Origin of the sequence: Streptococcus oralis, from assembly GCF_006175905.1 — a bacterium.
GTDB lineage: Bacteria > Bacillota > Bacilli > Lactobacillales > Streptococcaceae > Streptococcus > Streptococcus oralis_BG.
In genome coordinates, this window is sequence record NZ_SSNB01000001.1 from 681,867 (window position 1) to 701,034 (window position 19,168).

18 protein-coding genes are annotated in these 19,168 nt (G+C 40.8%); 15 read left to right on the forward strand and 3 right to left on the reverse strand.

The window, feature by feature from the left end; genetic code table 11:
* Nucleotides 1–53 precede the first annotated feature (53 nt).
* From mreC to tsf, 5 genes are all read left to right on the forward strand, one after another.
* Nucleotides 54–869, forward strand: coding sequence for a rod shape-determining protein MreC (gene mreC / locus E7Y33_RS03395; protein WP_001078970.1), 816 nt, complete (start codon nt 54–56; stop codon nt 867–869).
* A 2-nt stretch (nt 870–871) separates the two neighbouring features.
* On the forward strand, nt 872–1,366 hold the full coding sequence (mreD, locus tag E7Y33_RS03400; RefSeq protein ID WP_001237916.1) for a rod shape-determining protein MreD: 495 nt from the start codon (nt 872–874) through the stop codon (nt 1,364–1,366).
* Between the two features lie 93 nt (nt 1,367–1,459).
* Complete coding sequence (gene pcsB / locus E7Y33_RS03405; protein WP_000726991.1) at nt 1,460–2,668, forward strand: peptidoglycan hydrolase PcsB; 1,209 nt, start codon at nt 1,460–1,462, stop codon at nt 2,666–2,668.
* Between the two features lie 224 nt (nt 2,669–2,892).
* Nucleotides 2,893–3,672, forward strand: a complete 780-nt coding sequence (gene rpsB / locus E7Y33_RS03410) for a 30S ribosomal protein S2 (protein WP_139689645.1) — start codon at nt 2,893–2,895, stop codon at nt 3,670–3,672.
* Between the two features lie 78 nt (nt 3,673–3,750).
* Entirely contained in the window at nt 3,751–4,791 is a 1,041-nt protein-coding gene (tsf, locus tag E7Y33_RS03415; RefSeq protein WP_000808059.1) for a translation elongation factor Ts, read from the forward strand.
* A gap of 103 nt (nt 4,792–4,894) precedes the next feature.
* Here tsf and cysK read toward each other — a convergent pair whose 3' ends face one another.
* The 3 genes from cysK to E7Y33_RS03430 all read right to left on the reverse strand — a co-directional run bounded on the left by cysK (nt 4,895) and on the right by E7Y33_RS03430 (nt 7,012).
* Nucleotides 4,895–5,821 carry a cysteine synthase A gene (cysK, locus tag E7Y33_RS03420; protein ID WP_139689646.1) on the reverse strand — a complete coding sequence of 309 codons (927 nt, stop codon included), beginning with the start codon at nt 5,819–5,821 and terminating at the stop codon, nt 4,895–4,897.
* Between the two features lie 96 nt (nt 5,822–5,917).
* The gene (locus E7Y33_RS03425; RefSeq protein WP_139689647.1) at nt 5,918–6,361 is read right to left on the reverse strand and encodes a PH domain-containing protein; all 444 of its coding nucleotides are present in this window, start codon (nt 6,359–6,361) and stop codon (nt 5,918–5,920) included.
* Nucleotides 6,362–6,376: 15 nt separating this feature from the next.
* Nucleotides 6,377–7,012, reverse strand: coding sequence for a YigZ family protein (locus tag E7Y33_RS03430; protein ID WP_139689648.1), 636 nt, complete (start codon nt 7,010–7,012; stop codon nt 6,377–6,379).
* A gap of 56 nt (nt 7,013–7,068) precedes the next feature.
* On the opposite strand from E7Y33_RS03430, the gene E7Y33_RS03435 reads away from it, so the two are divergent.
* From E7Y33_RS03435 to polA, 10 genes are all read left to right on the forward strand, one after another.
* On the forward strand, nt 7,069–8,367 hold the full coding sequence (locus E7Y33_RS03435; protein ID WP_139689649.1) for an ATP-dependent helicase ComFA: 1,299 nt from the start codon (nt 7,069–7,071) through the stop codon (nt 8,365–8,367).
* On the forward strand, nt 8,364–9,026 hold the full coding sequence (locus E7Y33_RS03440; protein WP_139689650.1) for a ComF family protein: 663 nt from the start codon (nt 8,364–8,366) through the stop codon (nt 9,024–9,026). Before E7Y33_RS03435 ends, E7Y33_RS03440 begins: the two co-directional genes overlap by 4 nt.
* A gap of 79 nt (nt 9,027–9,105) precedes the next feature.
* A complete protein-coding gene (gene hpf / locus E7Y33_RS03445) occupies nt 9,106–9,654 on the forward strand; it encodes a ribosome hibernation-promoting factor, HPF/YfiA family (protein WP_139689651.1) in 549 nt (182 codons plus the stop codon).
* An 81-nt stretch (nt 9,655–9,735) separates the two neighbouring features.
* Nucleotides 9,736–10,914: an acetyl-CoA C-acetyltransferase gene (locus E7Y33_RS03450; RefSeq protein ID WP_139689766.1), complete on the forward strand. Its 1,179-nt coding sequence runs from the start codon at nt 9,736–9,738 to the stop codon at nt 10,912–10,914.
* 157 nt (nt 10,915–11,071) lie between these two features.
* The gene (locus tag E7Y33_RS03455) at nt 11,072–13,045 is read left to right on the forward strand and encodes a DHH family phosphoesterase (protein WP_139689652.1); all 1,974 of its coding nucleotides are present in this window, start codon (nt 11,072–11,074) and stop codon (nt 13,043–13,045) included.
* The gene (gene rplI / locus E7Y33_RS03460; protein ID WP_000864211.1) at nt 13,042–13,494 is read left to right on the forward strand and encodes a 50S ribosomal protein L9; all 453 of its coding nucleotides are present in this window, start codon (nt 13,042–13,044) and stop codon (nt 13,492–13,494) included. The genes E7Y33_RS03455 and rplI overlap by 4 nt, the downstream gene beginning before the upstream one ends.
* A 43-nt stretch (nt 13,495–13,537) precedes the next feature.
* Complete coding sequence (gene dnaB / locus E7Y33_RS03465) at nt 13,538–14,890, forward strand: replicative DNA helicase (protein ID WP_139689653.1); 1,353 nt, start codon at nt 13,538–13,540, stop codon at nt 14,888–14,890.
* Nucleotide 14,891: 1 nt separating this feature from the next.
* Nucleotides 14,892–15,167 carry a Veg family protein gene (locus E7Y33_RS03470; protein WP_001278166.1) on the forward strand — a complete coding sequence of 92 codons (276 nt, stop codon included), beginning with the start codon at nt 14,892–14,894 and terminating at the stop codon, nt 15,165–15,167.
* 90 nt (nt 15,168–15,257) lie between these two features.
* Nucleotides 15,258–16,367 carry an SH3 domain-containing protein gene (locus E7Y33_RS03475; RefSeq protein ID WP_139689654.1) on the forward strand — a complete coding sequence of 370 codons (1,110 nt, stop codon included), beginning with the start codon at nt 15,258–15,260 and terminating at the stop codon, nt 16,365–16,367.
* Between the two features lie 84 nt (nt 16,368–16,451).
* Complete coding sequence (gene polA / locus E7Y33_RS03480; RefSeq protein WP_139689655.1) at nt 16,452–19,085, forward strand: DNA polymerase I; 2,634 nt, start codon at nt 16,452–16,454, stop codon at nt 19,083–19,085.
* Nucleotides 19,086–19,168: the final 83 nt, after the last annotated feature.

Here is a 19,168-nt window from a genome sequence, read left to right on the forward strand (position 1 = left end):
GTAGGATTGATAAGAAGCTCACAGTAGCAGGTTTTTAGTATAAAGGTAGGAATATGAACCGTTTTAAAAAATCAAAATATCTAATCATCGTTTTTGTCACAGTTCTGGCAGTTTCTGTACTATTAGTGACAACCTATTCAAGCGCTATTGTGACGAAACTAGGAGATGGGATTTCCTTGGTAGATAGAATTGTTCAAAAACCCTTTCAGTGGTTTGATACTTTCAAATCAGATTTGGGACATTTGACGCAGACTTACAATGAAAACGAAAGTCTAAAAAAACAGCTTTATCAACTAGAGGTGGAGTCTAATCAATCAGAAAGTTTAAAAAATGAAAATGAACAATTACGTCAGTTGCTGGATATGAAGTCAAAATTGCAGGCTACAAAAACCATTGCAGCAGATGTGATTATGCGAGCTCCAGTATCTTGGAAACAAGAGTTAACAATTGATGCGGGAAGTTCAAAAGGAGCTTCTGAAAATATGTTGGCCATTGCAAATGGGGGTTTGATTGGTAGTGTTTCAAAGGTGGAGGATCATTCAACAACGATCAACCTATTGACAAACACCGAAAATTCAGACAAAATTTCTGTTAAAATCCTGCATGGTTCTACTGAAATTTACGGGATTATCGTTGGTTATGATAAGGAGTCAGAACTGCTTAAAATTAGCCAATTAAATAGTAACAGTGACATTAGCGCAGGAGACAAGGTGACTACAGGGGGGCTCGGAAACTTTAATGTTAAGGATATTCCTGTTGGAGAGGTTGTTGCTACAACACACAGCAGTGATTATCTAACAAAGGAAGTAACAGTAAAGTTAAGTGCTGACACCAAAAATCTTCATGTGGTTGAGTTAGTGGGGAATTAGCAATGAGACTGTTAAAACAAATTGGTATTTTCTTTTTACTCCCTTTTGTTGTACTAATTGATGCACATATTGGACAATTAGCGGGATCCTTCTTCCCTCACTTTCATTTAGCAAGTCATTTTCTGTTTTTATTTCTCTTGTTTGAGACAATTGAGGTTTCAGAATATCTCTATCTAGCTTATTGCGGTATAGTGGGTTTAGTGTACGATATCTATTTTTTCCACTTGATAGGAATTGCAACACTTCTATTTATCTTGATAGGAGCTTCGCTCCACAAGTTTAATAGTGTAATTTTGATGAACCGTTGGACAAGAATGTTAACAATAGTTGTGATGAGTTTCCTATTTGATATGGGGAGCTACCTCCTTGCTCTTGCTATGGGATTGACAGTAGAATCGATGCCAGTTTTCATCGTCTACAGCCTTGTCCCATCAATGATTTTAAACTTTTTATGGATGCTTATTTTCCAATATATTTTTGAAAAATGTTATCTATAAGAAAGAAATAAAAATGTAACAAAGGCGTAATATTTATTATGTCTTTTTTTGGTATACTAGTAATGTCTTAAATAGAAGGAGTATCTACACAATATGAAGAAAAAAATCTTAGCGTCACTTTTGTTAAGTACAGTATTGGTTTCACAAGCGGCGGTATTGACAACTGTCCACGCTGAAACAACTGATGAAAAGATTGCTGCTCAAGATAGTAAGATTAGTAATTTGACATCTCAACAAAAAGAAGCTCAAAAACAAGTAGATGAAATCCAAACGCAAGTTACAGCTATCCAAACTCAACAAACGAACTTGGAAGCTGAGAATGAAACTCTACAAGCTGAATCTAAAAAACTTGAAGGAGAAATTACAGAGCTCTCTAAGAACATTGTTGCTCGTAATGAATCTTTGGAAAAACAAGCACGTAGCGCACAAACAAACGGTGCTGCAACTAGCTATATCAATACAATTGTAAACTCAAAATCAATTACGGAAGCTATTTCACGTGTGGCAGCAATGAGCGAGATTGTATCAGCTAACAACAAAATGTTGGAACAACAGAAAGCTGATAAGAAATCTATCGCTGAAAAACAGGTTGCAAATAATGAAGCAATCAACACTGTAATTGCGAACCAACAAACGCTTGCTGACGATGCACAAGCATTGACAACAAAACAAGCAGAGTTGAAAGTTGCTGAGTTAAACCTTGCTGCAGAGAAAGCTACTGCAGAAAGCGATAAAGCTACTTTGTTGGAACAAAAAGCTGCAGCAGAGGCAGAAGCGAAAGCGGCAGCTGAAGCAGAAGCGGCATATAAAGCACGTCAAACAAGCCAACAACAATCGGTTGTTGCTTCTGGGAATACAACACTTTCAGATCAAGTGCAAGCAACTTCAAGCTCTTCATCAGATGATGATTCAAGCTACACTCCGGCACCTGCACCAACTCCAACAAGACAGCGTCCAACATACAGTACAAATGCTTCAAGTTATCCAACTGGTGAATGTACTTGGGGAGCTAAAACATTAGCACCTTGGGCTGGAGATTACTGGGGTAATGGAGCGCAGTGGGCTACAAGTGCAGCAGCTGCAGGATTCCGTACTGGATCAACTCCACAAGTTGGTGCGATTGCATGTTGGAATGACGGTGGATATGGACACGTAGCGGTTGTTACAGCAGTTTCATCATCAACTAGCATTCAAGTATCAGAATCAAACTATGGTGGAGATCGTACAATCGGTAACAAACGTGGATGGTTCAACCCAACTACAACTTCTGAAGGTTACGTTACATACATCTATCCAAACTAATGAATGAAACGAAGAGGCTCGATGTGAGTCTCTTTTATTATTTTTTATCGAAAGCAAGGCCGAAATCTATCAAAACCACTTGAAAATATCGCTAAAATGTGGTAGAATGAAACTTGTCGTGTAAACGATAATACTCATTCTTGATGAATTGTGAAACTGTTGCCCTCGGGTCGTTTTGCAAGTTGAAGTCGAGGAGAGGAAAAAAACAAAAAGGAGAAATACTCATGGCAGTAATTTCAATGAAACAACTTCTTGAGGCTGGTGTACACTTTGGTCACCAAACTCGTCGCTGGAACCCTAAGATGGCTAAGTACATCTTCACTGAGCGTAACGGAATCCACGTTATCGACTTGCAACAAACTGTAAAATACGCTGACCAAGCATACGACTTTATGCGTGATGCGGCAGCTAACGATGCAGTTGTATTGTTTGTTGGTACTAAAAAACAAGCTGCTGACGCTGTTAAAGAAGAAGCAGAACGTTCAGGTCAATACTACATCAACCACCGTTGGTTGGGTGGAACTCTTACTAACTGGGGAACTATCCAAAAACGTATTGCTCGTTTGAAAGAAATCAAACGTATGGAAGAAGAAGGGATCTTCGACGTTCTTCCTAAGAAAGAAGTTGCACTTCTTAACAAACAACGTGCACGTCTTGAAAAATTCTTGGGTGGTATCGAAGACATGCCTCGTATCCCTGATGTAATGTACGTAGTTGACCCACATAAAGAACAAATCGCTGTTAAAGAAGCTAAAAAATTGGGTATCCCAGTTGTAGCGATGGTTGACACAAACACTGATCCAGACGATATCGATGTAATCATCCCAGCTAACGATGACGCTATCCGCGCTGTTAAATTGATCACAGCTAAATTGGCTGACGCTATCATCGAAGGACGTCAAGGTGAAGATGCAGCAGCAGTTGAAGAAGAATTTGCAGCTTCAGAAGCTCAAGCTGACTCAATCGAAGAAATCGTTGAAGTTGTAGAAGGCGACAACGCTTAATTCATATAAATAGTAATTACCTAGGAGGGCGGGGCCTAGCCCAGCTCTCCTATTTTTAAAAAATATAGGAGAATCAAAATGGCAGAAATTACAGCTAAACTTGTAAAAGAGTTGCGTGAAAAATCTGGTGCCGGTGTTATGGACGCTAAAAAAGCGCTTGTAGAAACAGACGGTGATATCGAAAAAGCGATCGAATTGCTTCGCGAAAAAGGTATGGCGAAGGCAGCTAAGAAAGCTGACCGTGTTGCAGCTGAAGGTTTGACTGGTGTATTTGTTAACGGTAACGTTGCAGCAGTAGTTGAAGTAAATGCCGAAACTGACTTCGTTGCGAAAAACGCTCAATTCGTTGACTTGGTAAACGCAACAGCTAAAGTAATTGCTGAAGGAAAACCAGCGAACAACGAAGAAGCTCTTGCTTTGACAATGCCTTCAGGTGAAACTCTTGAAGCTGCATATGTATCTGCAACAGCTACAATCGGTGAAAAAATCTCATTCCGTCGTTTTGCTTTGCTTGAAAAAACAGATGCACAACACTTCGGAGCATACCAACACAATGGTGGACGTATCGGTGTTATCTCTGTTATTGAAGGTGGAGACGAAGCGCTTGCTAAACAAATCTCAATGCACATTGCTGCGATGAAACCAACAGTTCTTTCTTACAAAGAATTGGATGAGCAATTCGTTAAAGATGAGTTGGCACAATTGAACCACGTAATCGACCAAGATAACGAAAGCCGTGCAATGGTTGGTAAACCAGCTCTTCCACACTTGAAGTATGGATCGAAAGCACAATTGACTGATGAAGTGATTGCTCAAGCTGAAGCTGATATCAAAGCTGAGTTGGCTGCAGAAGGCAAACCAGAAAAAATCTGGGACAAAATCATCCCAGGTAAAATGGACCGCTTCATGCTTGACAACACTAAAGTTGACCAAGCATACACACTTCTTGCACAAGTATACATCATGGATGACAGCAAGACAGTTGAAGCTTACCTTGAATCAGTAAATGCTTCAGTAGTTGAGTTCGCTCGCTTTGAAGTTGGTGAAGGTATCGAGAAAGCTGCAAACGACTTTGAAGCAGAAGTTGCAGCTACAATGGCAGCAGCCTTGAATAACTAATAGAAAAGGAAGCAAATTGCTTCCTTTTTCTTTTGGTCTAGAGAGTAGATTCTGTATGAGTAAACAAAAAGCCCTTTAATAAGGGCTAAGTGCATTTAGGAGGCTACACTTCAAATTCATAGAGTGCTGTAGACAAATAACGTTCGCCGTTATCTGGTGCTAAAGCAAGGACTTTCTTACCTGTACCTAATTTCTTGGCAACCTCAATTGCCCCGTAAATCGCTGCAGCTGAAGAAATCCCAACAAGGAAGCCTTCTTTTCCACCAATTTCACGGCCAAGCGCTAGAGCATCATCTGACGTTACGCGGACGATACCATCATAGGCTTTTGTATCAAGTGTTTCAGGAATAAATCCAGCTGAGATACCTTGAATTTTGTGAGGTCCTGGTTTTTCACCTGAGAGGATAGCAGATTCATCTGCTTCAACAGCATATACTTTGATATCTGGATTAGCAGCTTTAAGAGCATGAGAAACACCTGAAATCGTTCCACCAGTACCAACACCACCCACAAAGGCATCTAGTCCATCAGAACCGAAAGCAGCTAGTATTTCAGCTCCTGTTGTTCTTTCGTGTACTTCAGGATTAGCGGGATTATTAAATTGGAGTGGAAGGAAGCCGTCACGTTCAGTGGCGATTTCCTGAGCTTTGGCAATAGCCCCTTTCATTCCTTCGCTACCAGGAGTAAGGACGAGTTCAGCACCATAGGCTTGGATAATCTTGCGTCGTTCCACACTCATCGTTTCAGGCATGACGATAACAACTTTATATCCTTTAGCGGCACCAACCCATGAAAGACCGATACCAGTGTTTCCACTCGTTGCTTCAACAATGGTAGCACTCGGTTTTAGAATACCATCTTGTTCCGCTTTTTCAATCATGCTAAGGGCAATGCGGTCTTTTACTGACGATCCAGGGTTAAAAGCTTCTAGTTTAACATAGACGTCTGCAGCACCCTCTGGAACAATGTTGTTAAGTCTAACAATTGGTGTTTGTCCAATAAGTTCAGTGATATTGTTATAAATAGCCATAGATATACCTCTTTGTATAAGATGATACTAGTATAACGCGCTATAGGCTATTTGTAAAATATAGAAATCCTATCAAAGTGATAGGATTTTTTTATATCAAAGGTCTAAGCCATTAATTTTTAATCGATTGTGATAAGCCAATTCTAATAAATAGGTGTAAAGTGGAAGGATGTCCGTTTTTTTAGGGAATTCAAATTTATGGAAACTCAGGTGCTCATTGTGTGCTTTTAAAAAGATATTTTCTAAATAAGTGATTGTAATCTCACTATCGTCTATACCTGCTCCCGCAGTTTCCATTTCAACGTTGACAATGTTCATCAAAAAGAGTGACTTAACAGACATCTTGCGACCAGTAGCGCCTTGGTTATCTGTAAAGATGATACGAATATTTGTAAAGATGATTGCGTCACGAATGAGCTTATATCCACTTTGGATTTCTTCATTCTCTAGTAGGTATTGACCATATTCTTTGATAAGAGCTTCTTTGCTTTGCTCGCTGAAGTTACCAGCCAGTCCTTGAATAAATTTCCCAAACGCCATGTATTTCTCCTTTGTTTACACTAAGTTTACAGGAACTTCAATTTCTCGTAAACCTTGATCTGTTAAAGTAACCTTTCCATTGAAAAACTCTACAAGAGCAGACTTGATATTTTCTTTCTCTTCCTTATCAACATAAATTATGGTATCGATTTGATCTGTAAAGTTTGTCTTGAGTTCCATGAGATTATGTTCTTTAAGGAAATTACCATACTCTTGGTATTGAGCGTAAGACATCTGAATGGCTATGCCAGCTTGCTCTTTGATTTCAATAATGCCTATTTCTTTGACAGCCAAGGCCACACTACCTGCATAAGCACGAATCAAACCACCAGCACCTAACTTAATTCCACCAAAGTAGCGGGTCACTACCACACAGAGATTGGTTAGATTATGATTTTCTAAGACGCTCAGCATAGGAACTCCAGCAGTACCACTAGGTTCACCATCATCACTCGTACGTTTGATTTCACTGCGTTCCCCTACAATAAAAGCAGAGCAGTTATGGGTGGCTTTATAGTGTTCTTTTTTGATGGTAGTAATGAAGTCACGAGCCTCTTCTTCGCTATAAACACGCTTGACATGACAGATAAATCGGGATTTTTTGATTTCTTCTTGGACCTGCCCATCCTCTTTAATTGTTCTAAATTCCATGATTTAATTGTACTAAAAAAATATCTAAAGTGCTAGATTTTTACGAATATTAAAGTATGAAAGTAAATCCAAATTACCTCAGTCGCTTGTTTACTGAGAAAGAATTAACTGAAGAAGAACGACAGGAAGCAGTGAAACTGCCAGCAATGAGAAAAGAGAAGGGGAAACTGTTTTGTCAACGTTGTAATAGTTTGATTCTAGAAGAATGGTATTTGCCTATTGGCGCCTACTATTGTCGGGAATGCTTATTGATGAAGCGAGTCAGGAGTGATCAAGCTTTATACTATTTTCCGCAGGAGGATTTTCCTAAGCAAGATGTTCTCAAATGGCGTGGTCAGTTAACCCCTTTTCAGGAAAAGGTATCAGAGGGGTTGATTCGAGCAGTCGAAAAGAAAGAACCGACTTTAGTTCATGCTGTGACAGGAGCTGGAAAGACAGAGATGATTTATCAAGTTGTGGCCAAAGTGATTGATGATGGTGGTGCAGTTTGTTTGGCCAGTCCTCGAATTGATGTATGTTTAGAACTGTATAAGCGACTGCAGAATGACTTTGCTTGCGATATAGCGCTACTCCATGGCGAATCAGAGCCCTATTTTCGAACTCCCTTAGTAATTGCAACAACTCATCAGTTATTAAAATTTTATCATGCTTTTGATTTGTTGATAGTGGATGAGGTAGATGCCTTTCCTTATGTTGACAACACTATGCTTTACTATGCTGTAAAGAATAGTGTAAAGGAGGATGGATTGAGGATATTCCTTACAGCAACCTCTACAGATGAGTTAGATAGAAAGGTTCGCACAGGAGAATTAAAACGATTAAGCTTGCCGAGACGGTTTCATGGAAATCCTTTGATTATTCCTAAACCAGTCTGGTTATCGGATTTTAATCGCTGTTTAGAGAAAAGTCAGTTGTCATCCAAGTTAAAGACCTACATTGAGAAACAGAGAAGAACAGGTTATCCATTGCTAATTTTTACATCAGAGATTAAGAAAGGCGAAAAACTAAAAGAAACACTACAGGTGTATTTCCCAGATGAGAAAATTGGTTTTGTGTCTTCTGTCACAGAAAATCGATTAGAGCAAGTACAAGCTTTTCGAGATGGAGAGTTGACGATACTGATTAGTACGACAATATTGGAACGCGGAGTTACCTTCCCTTGTGTAGATGTTTTCGTAGTAGAAGCTAATCATCGTCTCTTTACCAAGTCTAGCTTGATTCAGATTGGTGGTCGAGTTGGGCGTAGTATGGACAGACCGACTGGTGAGTTGCTCTTCTTTCATGATGGATTAAATGCTTCCATCAAGAAGGCAATCAATGAAATCAAGCAGATGAACAAGGAGGCGGGATTATGAACTGTTTACTATGTGGCCAGACTACAAAGGGGGAGTTAACTTTTAGTAGGCTCTTCCTTTTGAAGCACGACTGCAGTTATCTATGCTCAGCTTGTGCTACGAGTTTTGAGAATATTGGTGAGAATTATTGCCCAAACTGTATGAAAACAGGCATGTCAACTCAGTGTCAAGATTGTAAATCTTGGTGTAAAGATGGGATTGAAGTTGATCATAAAGCAATCTTTACCTATAATCAAGCTATGAAAGACTTTTTCAGTCAATATAAGTTTGATGGTGATTTTTTGCTTAGAAAAGTTTTTGCTTCCGTTCTTGCTGAAGAACTGAAAAAGTATAGAGGTTATCAATTTGTTGTAATTCCCCTAAGTCCTGAAAGATTGCTTGAGAGGGGTTTTAACCAAGTTGAGGGTTTGGTCGAAGTAGCAGGCTTTTCTTTTAAAGATATATTAGGAAAAAGAGAAGAGAGCGCTAGTTCTTCTAAAAGCCGTTTGGAAAGGTTAGCTACTGAAATTCCATTTTTTATTAAAGATGGAATCTCACTTCCCAACAAGATTTTGCTGATTGATGACATCTATACAACAGGGGCAACTGTGAATCGTGTGAAACGACTTTTGGAAGAAGCAGGTGCTTTGGAAGTTAAAACTTTTTCCCTTGTAAGATGAGGAAAAAATTTGCAAAATGAAAATGAAAGCGTTATAATATAGTTAGAAAAACAAAAATGTTTAGAAAGAAGGTACTTATATGATTAAATATAGTATCCGTGGTGAAAACCTAGAAGTAACAGAAGCAATTCGTGATTATGTAGTTTCTAAACTCGAAAAGATTGAAAAGTATTTTCAACCTGAGCAGGAGTTGGATGCACGTGTGAACTTGAAAGTTTACCGTGAAAAAACAGCAAAGGTTGAAGTAACAATTCCGCTTGGATCTATCACTCTTCGTGCTGAAGATATTTCTCAAGATATGTATGGTTCTATCGATCTTGTAACAGATAAAATTGAACGTCAGATTCGTAAAAATAAAACTAAAATCGAACGTAAGAATAAAAATAAAGTTGCGACAAGTCAACTCTTTACAGATGCTCTAGTTGAAGATGCAAATGTTGTGCAACCAAAAGTCGTTCGTTCAAAACAAATTGATTTGAAGCCAATGGATTTAGAAGAAGCCCTTCTTCAAATGGATTTGTTGGGACATGATTTCTTTATCTATGTAGATGTAGAAGATCAAACAACAAATGTTTTGTATCGCCGTGAAGATGGTGAAGTTGGTTTGTTAGAAGTGAAAGAAGCATAAAATAGAATTTTCAAAGTGGTTTACACTGGTGTAAACCACTTTTGTATTGCATCATTATAAAAGGTATAAATGGGGACAGTTATGAAAGACGTGGTGATTGTTTCGGCAGTGCGAACTCCAATAGGCTCCTTTGGAGGAAGTTTGAAGAATGTTTCAGCTGTTGATTTGGGAGCTTTGGTTATTAAGAGTGCTTTGGAAAAAGCCAATGTCAAACCAGAGCTAGTAGATGAAGTGATTATGGGGAATGTACTAGGCGCAGGTTTAGGTCAAAACGTAGCTCGTCAAATGAGTATTCACGCAGGAATTTCTGAATTTACACCAGCCTTTACTATCAACAAAGTTTGTGGTTCCGGTTTGAAGGCAGTGCAGTTGGCTGCTCAAGCGATTCGATGTGGCGATGCAGATATTATCGTAGCTGGTGGTGCAGAAAATATGAGTCAGGCTCCATACGTTTTGCCAAGTTTCCGTTGGGGTGGTCGTATGGGCGATTCGAAAGTTGTTGATACCATGCTTAAGGACGGTTTGTCTGATGCCTTTAACGAATACCATATGGGGATTACAGCTGAGAATGTGGCAGAAGAATATGGTATTAGCCGGGATGATCAAGATGCGCTTGCTTTGGAATCACAAAAACGAGCAGTTGCAGCTATAGAATCTGGTCGCTTTAAAGAAGAGATTGTGCCAGTTGTCATTCCTCAACGCAAAGGCGATCCTATCATTTTTGATACAGATGAATATCCTAGAAAAGATGCTAGCTTAGAGAGTTTGTCTAAGCTAGGTTCTGTTTTCAAAAAAGACGGTTCGGTCACAGCGGGAAATGCTTCAGGAATCAATGACGGGGCAGCAGCTGTCTTAATCATGAGTTCTGAAAAAGCTGAAGAATTAGGACTTTCAGTGATTGCCCGCATTCGTTCGTATGGAAGTGCAGGTTTGGATCCTAAGATGATGGGATGTGGACCGATATATGCGACTCGCAAGGCTCTTGAAAAAGGCAATTTGACAGTTGAAGATCTCGACTTGATTGAGTCAAATGAAGCCTTTGCTGCCCAGGCTTGTGCAGTTGGTAAAACACTTGGTTTCAACACAGATATTGTCAACGTCAATGGTGGCGCCATTGCTCTTGGTCACCCAATTGGGGCTTCCGGTTGCCGTATCCTAGTAACGCTGCTACATGAGATGATGAAACGTGATGCTAAAACTGGGTTAGCAACTCTCTGTATTGGAGGAGGGATGGGGACTGCCCTTATCGTGGAACGTTAGGTGTTAGTGATCTGAATACGTGGGTAGGAGGGTGATGATTCCCTCCTCTTTTTGTGTCCGAGGTTAGAAGAAATCAATCATGAAAGAAGGGCTTGCATCTTTTAAAAGGTCGCTTTTTAAGGGTTTTTGTGATATAATAATGCGCAAGAGGTTTAGAATGAAAAAAAATAATTTAATCCCGTTTTCTGCGGTCTTGCTAGGACTTGCAACTTTCGGAATCTTAACTTTGCTGATTATTTTTTCACATAATCTTGCTGTAACAATCACTGTTTTGTTTTTATTTGTACTGCTTTATTTGCTTTTATTCGTTTGGCAAAAAAAACAGTATGAAAAGAGCGAAATTGAACAAATCCAATATGTAAATCACCAAGCCGAAAATAGCTTGAGTGCTTTGCTTGATCAAATGCCGGTGGGAGTCCTGAAATTAGACTTATCAAGCGGAGAAGTGGAATGGTTCAATCCCTATGCTGAGCTGATTTTAACTACTGAAGAAGGCGAAATTGATGTTGAATTAATTCAAACCATCATCAAGGCTTCTGTTGGGAATCCTGGTTCGTATGCTACCTTGGGCGAAACACGATATGCTGTTCATATGGACAAGGCTTCGGGTGTCTTGTATTTCTTTGATGTTTCTGGGGAGTACGAAGCAACTGTCGAATTGGTAACTAGCCGTCCAGTCATTGGAGTCATCTCGGTAGATAACTATGATGATTTGGAGGATGCGACATCTGACTCTGATATCAGTCATATCAATAGTTTTGTAGCCAATTTTGTTTCAGAATTTGCTAGTAAGTATGCTATGTTTTCTCGCCGTGTGGGGATGGATCGTTTTTATGTATTCACAGATTACACGGTACTAGAGGAATTGATGAATGATAAATTCTCTGTTATTGATAGTTTCCGAGAAGAGTCAAAACAGAGGCAACTGGCCCTAACTTTAAGTATGGGATTTTCTTATGGTGATGGAAACCATGAAGAGATAGGGAAAATTGCCTTGCTCAACTTGAACTTAGCAGAAGTTCGCGGTGGTGACCAGGTGGTGGTCAAGGAAAATAACGAAACCAAGAGTCCAGTCTACTTTGGTGGAGGAACTGCTGCATCTATCAAACGTACTCGTACACGTACGAGAGCCATGATGACAGCCATTTCTGATAAGATTCGAAGTGTTGACCAAGTTTTTGTAGTCGGTCATAAAAATCTAGATATGGATGCTTTGGGCTCTGCTGTTGGTATGCAGTTGTTTGCAAGTAATATTATTGAGAACAGTTATGCTGTCTATGATGCAGACCATATGCCAGCAGATATCAAACGTGCTATTCAGTTCTTGAAGAAGGAAGATGTCACGAAACTTTTATCTCTTACAGATGCGATGAAGTTAGTTACAAACCGTTCATTATTGATTCTGGTGGATCATTCCAAGACGGCTTTGACCTTGTCAAAAGATTTTTATAATTTGTTCACTCAAACCATTGTTATTGACCATCATAGACGTGATCAGGATTTCCCTGAGAATGCAGTCATCACCTATATTGAAAGTGGAGCAAGTAGTGCCAGTGAGTTGGTCACAGAATTGATTCAGTTCCAAAATTCTAAGAAGAATCGTTTGAGTCGTATGCAGGCCAGTGTTTTGATGGCTGGTATGATGCTGGATACCAAGAATTTCACATCTCGCGTGACGAGCCGAACCTTTGATGTGGCTAGCTATCTGAGAACACGGGGAAGTGACAGTATTGCTATCCAGGAGATTGCTGCGACAGATTTTGAAGAGTACCGTGAGGTAAATGAACTCATTTTACAAGGTCGTAAGTTGGGTTCAGATATCTTGATTGCCCAAGCTAAGGACTCAATGTCTTATGACACAGTTGTTATCAGTAAGGCTGCTGATGCTATGTTGGCTATGTCTGGTATTGAGGCTAGTTTCGTTCTGGCAAAAAATACACAAGGATTTATCTCCATCTCGGCTCGAAGTCGTAGTAAAATCAATGTGCAACGCATTATGGAAGAGCTGGGTGGTGGAGGTCACTTTAATCTAGCTGCCGCGCAAATCGAGGATATGAGTTTGTCGGAAGCAGGAGAAAAATTGACTCAACTAATCTTGGAAGAACTAAAGGAAAAGGAGAAAGAAGAATGAAAGTAATCTTTTTAGCAGATGTTAAAGGAAAAGGGAAGAAAGGCGAAATTAAGGAAGTACCAACTGGCTACGCTCAAAACTTCCTGATTAAAAAGAATTTGGCCAAGGAAGCGACTGCTCAAGCAGTGGGTGAGTTGCGTGGAAAACAAAAATCAGAAGAAAAGGCTCATGCTGAAATGATTGCTGAAGCAAAAGCCATCAAAGCTAAGCTTGAAGCAGAAGAAACGGTTGTAGAGTTTGTTGAAAAGGTTGGACCAGATGGCCGTACATTTGGTTCCATCACTAACAAGAAAATTGCAGAAGAATTGCAAAAGCAATTTGGTATCAAGATTGACAAACGCAATATTCAAGTGCAAGCACCAATTCGAGCAGTAGGTTTGATTGATGTACCAGTGAAGATCTATCAAGATGTTACAAGTGTCATCAATCTTCGTGTAAAAGAAGGTTAAGTTTACAACTTCTTGACAAGATTGTAAAAGGAAGGAAAGTCGGATGGCAGAAGTAGAGGAACTGCGAGTTCAACCTCAGGATGTTTTGGCAGAACAATCTGTTTTGGGGGCTATTTTTATAGATGAGAGTAAGCTCGTTTTTGTCCGAGAATACATTGATTCTCGTGACTTCTTTAAGTATGCTCATCGGTTGATTTTCCAAGCGATGGTAGATTTGTCGGATCGTGGGGAAGCGATTGATGCGACGACAGTTCGGACGATTTTGGATAGTCAAGGGGATCTCCAAAATATTGGTGGCTTGTCTTACCTTGTTGAAATTGTCAACTCTGTACCAACTTCAGCTAATGCAGAATATTATGCTAAAATCGTAGCTGAAAAGGCTATGCTACGTCGCTTGATTTCCAAGTTGACAGAGTCTGTCAACCAAGCTTATGAGGCTTCTAAGCCTGCAGATGAAATCATTGCTCAGGTTGAAAAGGGGCTCATTGATGTTAGCGAAAATGCCAATCGTAGTGGGTTCAAGAACATCCGTGATATTCTAAATATCAACTTTGGGAACCTAGAAGTTCGGTCACAACAAACAACGGATATCACAGGTATTGCAACGGGCTACCGTGATTTGGACCATATGACGACAGGTCTTCATGAGGAGGAGTTAATTATCCTAGCGGCGCGACCAGCGGTTGGTAAGACGGCCTTTGCCTTGAACATTGCTCAGAACATCGGGACTAAGTTGGACAAGACGGTTGCTATCTTTTCGCTAGAAATGGGTGCAGAAAGCCTAGTAGACCGTATGCTGGCAGCAGAAGGTTTGGTGGAGTCTCATTCTATCCGTACTGGTCAATTGACTGATGAGGAGTGGCAAAAATATACCATTGCTCAAGGGAATCTAGCCAACGCGAGTATCTATATTGATGATACGCCAGGGATTCGGATCACGGAAATTCGCTCTCGCTCACGTAAACTGGCTCAAGAAACAGGCAATCTAGGCTTGATTTTGATCGACTACCTACAGCTTATCACAGGTACTGGTCGTGAGAACCGCCAACAAGAAGTCTCTGAAATTTCTCGTCAGTTGAAAATTCTAGCCAAGGAATTAAAGGTTCCAGTCATTGCTCTTAGTCAGCTATCTCGTGGAGTGGAACAGCGTCAGGATAAGAGGCCAGTCTTGTCTGATATTCGTGAATCGGGTTCTATCGAGCAGGATGCGGATATCGTAGCCTTTCTGTACCGTGACGACTACTATGATCGTGCAGGTGAAGAAGAGGAAGGAATTCCAAATAACAAGGTAGAGGTTATCATCGAGAAAAACCGTAGTGGAGCTCGTGGAACGGTGGAATTGATTTTCCAAAAAGAATACAATAAATTTTCAAGTATCTCAAAGAGGGAGGCATAAAATGTCAGATGCATTTACAGATGTAGCCAAGATGAAAAAAATCAAAGAAGAGATCAAGGCACATGAGGGACAAGTCGTTGAAATGACTTTGGAGAATGGTCGTAAGCGCCAAAAAAATAGATTGGGTAAGCTAATTGAGGTTTATCCATCTCTATTTATCGTTGAATTTGGGGATGTTGAAGGAGACAAACAAGCCAATGTCTACGTTGAATCCTTCACCTACTCAGATATCTTGACAGAAAAGAACTTGATTCGCTATCTAGACCAAGAATCTTAAAATGAAGTGAGCTTTGCTCACTTTTTTCTTTTTCTCCCGAATAGTATAAACGAGGGTAACCTCGGAAATTTATATCATTAAGGAGAATGAATGACGTTTTTTAAATCAAGAGTTAGGAAGAGTAGATGTACTCAGTTGAGTGTAGGGCTGGCTACTTTGTTTGTTACGAGTACCTTTTTGTTTGGTGGAGAATCGGTTAAAGCCGATAGTGTAGCGCGTGGAGATGACTATCCACTTCACTACAAAAATGGTAGTGTTGAAATCGATCAGTGGCGGATGTATTCTCGTCAGTGTACCTCTTTTGCGGCCTTTCGTTTGAGTAGTGTAAATGGCTTTGAGATTCCTCCGGCCTACGGAAATGCGAATGAATGGGGACATCGTGCAAGGCGAGAAGGCTACCGTGTGGATACTAAGCCAGAAGTTGGGGCTATTGCTTGGTCGACAGAAGGTTATTATGGGCACGTGGCCTGGGTATCAAATGTGTCGGGGGATACGATTGAGATTGAAGAGTATAATTATGGGGTTCGAGAAAAGTATAACCGTCGAAAAGTCAAGGCTAGTTCGATGACAGGTTTTATTCATTTCAGGGATTTATCTGCTAGCCATAGTGCGGGTGAGAATGCTCGTAGCTCAGAGCTTCCGTCCAGCGGGACAATAGTGTTCACGGGGAAATCACCTATTATGGACCAACCGTCAAGTACAGGACAGGTTATTGACTACTATTATGCTGGTGAGAGTGTGAGTTATGATCAAGTTCTTGAAAAGGATGGATATAAGTGGCTCGGCTATCTATCCTACAGTGGTTCTAGAAGATATGTGCAGTATGAAAAGTTAAGCAATACAGAGAATGGGTGGAAAAAAGAAGAAGGGAGTTGGTATTACCGAGAGAATGGTAAGCTGGCGACAGGATGGAAAAAAGTTAATGACAATTGGTATCATTTAAAAGAAAATGGGGCCATGTCAACTGGCTGGATTAAGGATGGCTCTCATTGGTATTACTTGAAACCAACAGGTCAAATGCAGACGGGCTGGGTAAAAGACAAGGGAACTTGGTATTACTTAGAGGAATCAGGTCGGATGAAAGCTAGCCAGTGGTTTCAGGTTGCAGGCAAGCACTATTATGTTGATTCGTCGGGGGCTTTAGCTGTGAATACCACTGTGGATAGCTATCGAGTAGATAGTAACGGAGCTAGAATTTAGAGAGAATATAAAAAAGAGGACTTCACGACCATTTGCCTATTCTTTCCGATGGTATTTTTCCCCGCTTTCCTTTATAATGGGTGTATGGACAAGAAAAAATTATTATTGATTGATGGATCTTCTGTTGCCTTTCGAGCTTTTTTTGCGCTTTATCAGCAGCTGGATCGTTTTAAAAATGCTAATGGTCTTCATACCAATGCAATCTATGGCTTTCAACTCATGTTAAATCATGTCTTGGAGCGAGTTGAACCCAGCCATGTTTTGGTAGCTTTTGATGCAGGCAAGACGACTTTCCGAACAGAGATGTATGCAGACTACAAGGGTGGCCGTGCTAAAACTCCAGATGAGTTTCGTGAGCAATTTCCCTTCATTCGTGAGTTGTTAGACCACCTTGGAATTCGACACTACGAGTTGCCCCAGTATGAGGCAGATGATATCATCGGGACTCTGGGCCGTTTGGCTGAGAAGGATTCTTTTGATGTGACAATTGTTAGCGGAGATAAGGATTTGATCCAGTTGACGGATGAGCATACGGTGGTCGAGATTTCCAAGAAAGGTGTGGCTGAGTTTGAGGCCTTTACACCAGCTTATCTTATGGAAAAGATGGGACTCACTCCAGCTCAGTTTATAGATCTCAAGGCCCTTATGGGGGATAAGTCTGATAATATCCCTGGCGTCACTAAGATTGGTGAAAAGACGGGCATCAAGCTCTTGCTAGAACACGGTTCGCTAGAGGGTATTTATGAAAATATCGATGGCATGAAGGCTTCTAAGATGAAGGAAAATCTCATCAATGACAAGGAACAAGCCTTCCTGTCTAAAACCTTGGCGACTATTGAGACTCAGGCACCGATTGAGATTGGACTAGATGATTTGGTCTATAGTGGACCCGATGTGGAAAATCTCGGAAAATTCTACGATGAGATGGGCTTCAAACAGCTCAAGCAAGCTTTGAATGTTTCGTCAACGGATGCGCCTGAAAGTTTGGATTTCACTATCGTTGACCACGTCAGCCAAGACATGCTGAGCGCAGACTCCATCTTCCACTTTGAGCTTTTTGGTGAGAACTACCATACAGATGACTTGGTTGGTTTTGCCTGGTCCTGCGGGGATAAACTTTACGCCACAGACAAACTTAAGCTCTTGCAGGAGCCAATTCTCAAGGAATTTCTAGAAAAAACACCTCTGAAAGTATATGACTTTAAGAAAGCGAAGGTTCTCTTAAATCGTTTTGGCTTGGATTTGCAGGCTCCTGCTTTTGACAGTCGCTTGGCAAAATACTTACTCTCAACAGTTGAGAACAATGAAATTTCAACAATCGCGAGTCTCTATGGTCAAACTTACATGATCGATGATGAGACCTTCTACGGTAAGGGGGTCAAGAAAGCCATCCCTGAGAGAGAGAAATTCTTGGAACACTTAGCTCGCAAGGTTGCGGTATTGGTTGAGACCGAACCTGTTTTACTTGAAAAACTCAGTGAACATGGACAGTTAGATCTTCTCTATGACATGGAGCAACCTCTAGCCTTTGTCCTTGCCAAGATGGAAATCGCTGGAATTACGGTCAAGAAAGAGACCTTGCTTGAGATGCAGGCTGAAAATGAACTTGTCATTGAAAAGCTAACTCAGGAGATTTATGAAATGGCTGGTGAGGAGTTTAATATCAACTCGCCTAAACAGCTTGGTGAACTACTTTTTGAAAAGTTAGGTCTCCCCCTCGAATACACCAAGAAAACCAAGACAGGTTACTCGACAGCCGTGGATGTGCTAGAGCGACTGGCTCCTATTGCACCGATTGTCAAGAAAATCCTCGATTACCGTCAAATTGCTAAGATTCAGTCTACCTATGTGATTGGCTTGCAGGATTGGATTTTGGATGATGGCAAGATCCACACGCGCTATGTGCAGGATTTGACTCAGACAGGGCGTCTGTCTAGTGTAGATCCAAACTTGCAAAATATCCCTGTTCGTTTGGAACAAGGCCGTCTCATTCGTAAAGCTTTCGTACCTGAGTGGGAGGATAGTGTGCTGCTCAGCTCCGACTATTCACAGATTGAATTGCGCGTCTTGGCACATATTTCTAAAGATGAGCACTTAATTAAGGCCTTTCAAGAGGGAGCAGATATCCATACCTCGACGGCCATGCGGGTTTTTGGGATTGAACGTCCTGAGGATGTGACTCCAAACGACCGTCGCAATGCCAAGGCTGTTAACTTTGGAGTGGTTTACGGGATTTCAGATTTTGGCTTGGCAAACAATCTTGGTATTAGTCGTAAGAAGGCCAAAGCCTACATTGATACCTATTTTGAACGTTTCCCTGGAATCAAAAACTATATGGAAGAAGTGGTACGTGAGGCGCGTGATAAGGGCTATGTAGAGACCCTTTTCAAGCGTCGTCGAGAGCTGCCAGATATCAATTCGCGTAACTTCAACATTCGTGGTTTTGCAGAGCGGACTGCCATCAACTCTCCTATCCAGGGTTCGGCAGCAGATATCCTCAAGATTGCTATGATCCAGCTAGACAAAGCTCTAGTTGAAGGTGGCTATCAGACCAAGATGCTCTTGCAAGTGCACGATGAAATCGTCCTTGAGGTTCCGAAATCAGAACTAGCAGCCGTCAAAACTCTAGTGAAACAAACCATGGAAGAAGCCATCCAACTCCGTGTTCCCCTTATCGCAGATGAAAACGAAGGGGCAACCTGGTACGAGGCTAAATAAGAAAGTTATGAAAGAGTTTGAAGCATTTGCCTTCAAACTCTTTTTCATGGTTTTCTGTAAGCAGTTTCCTTGACTTTTCCTTG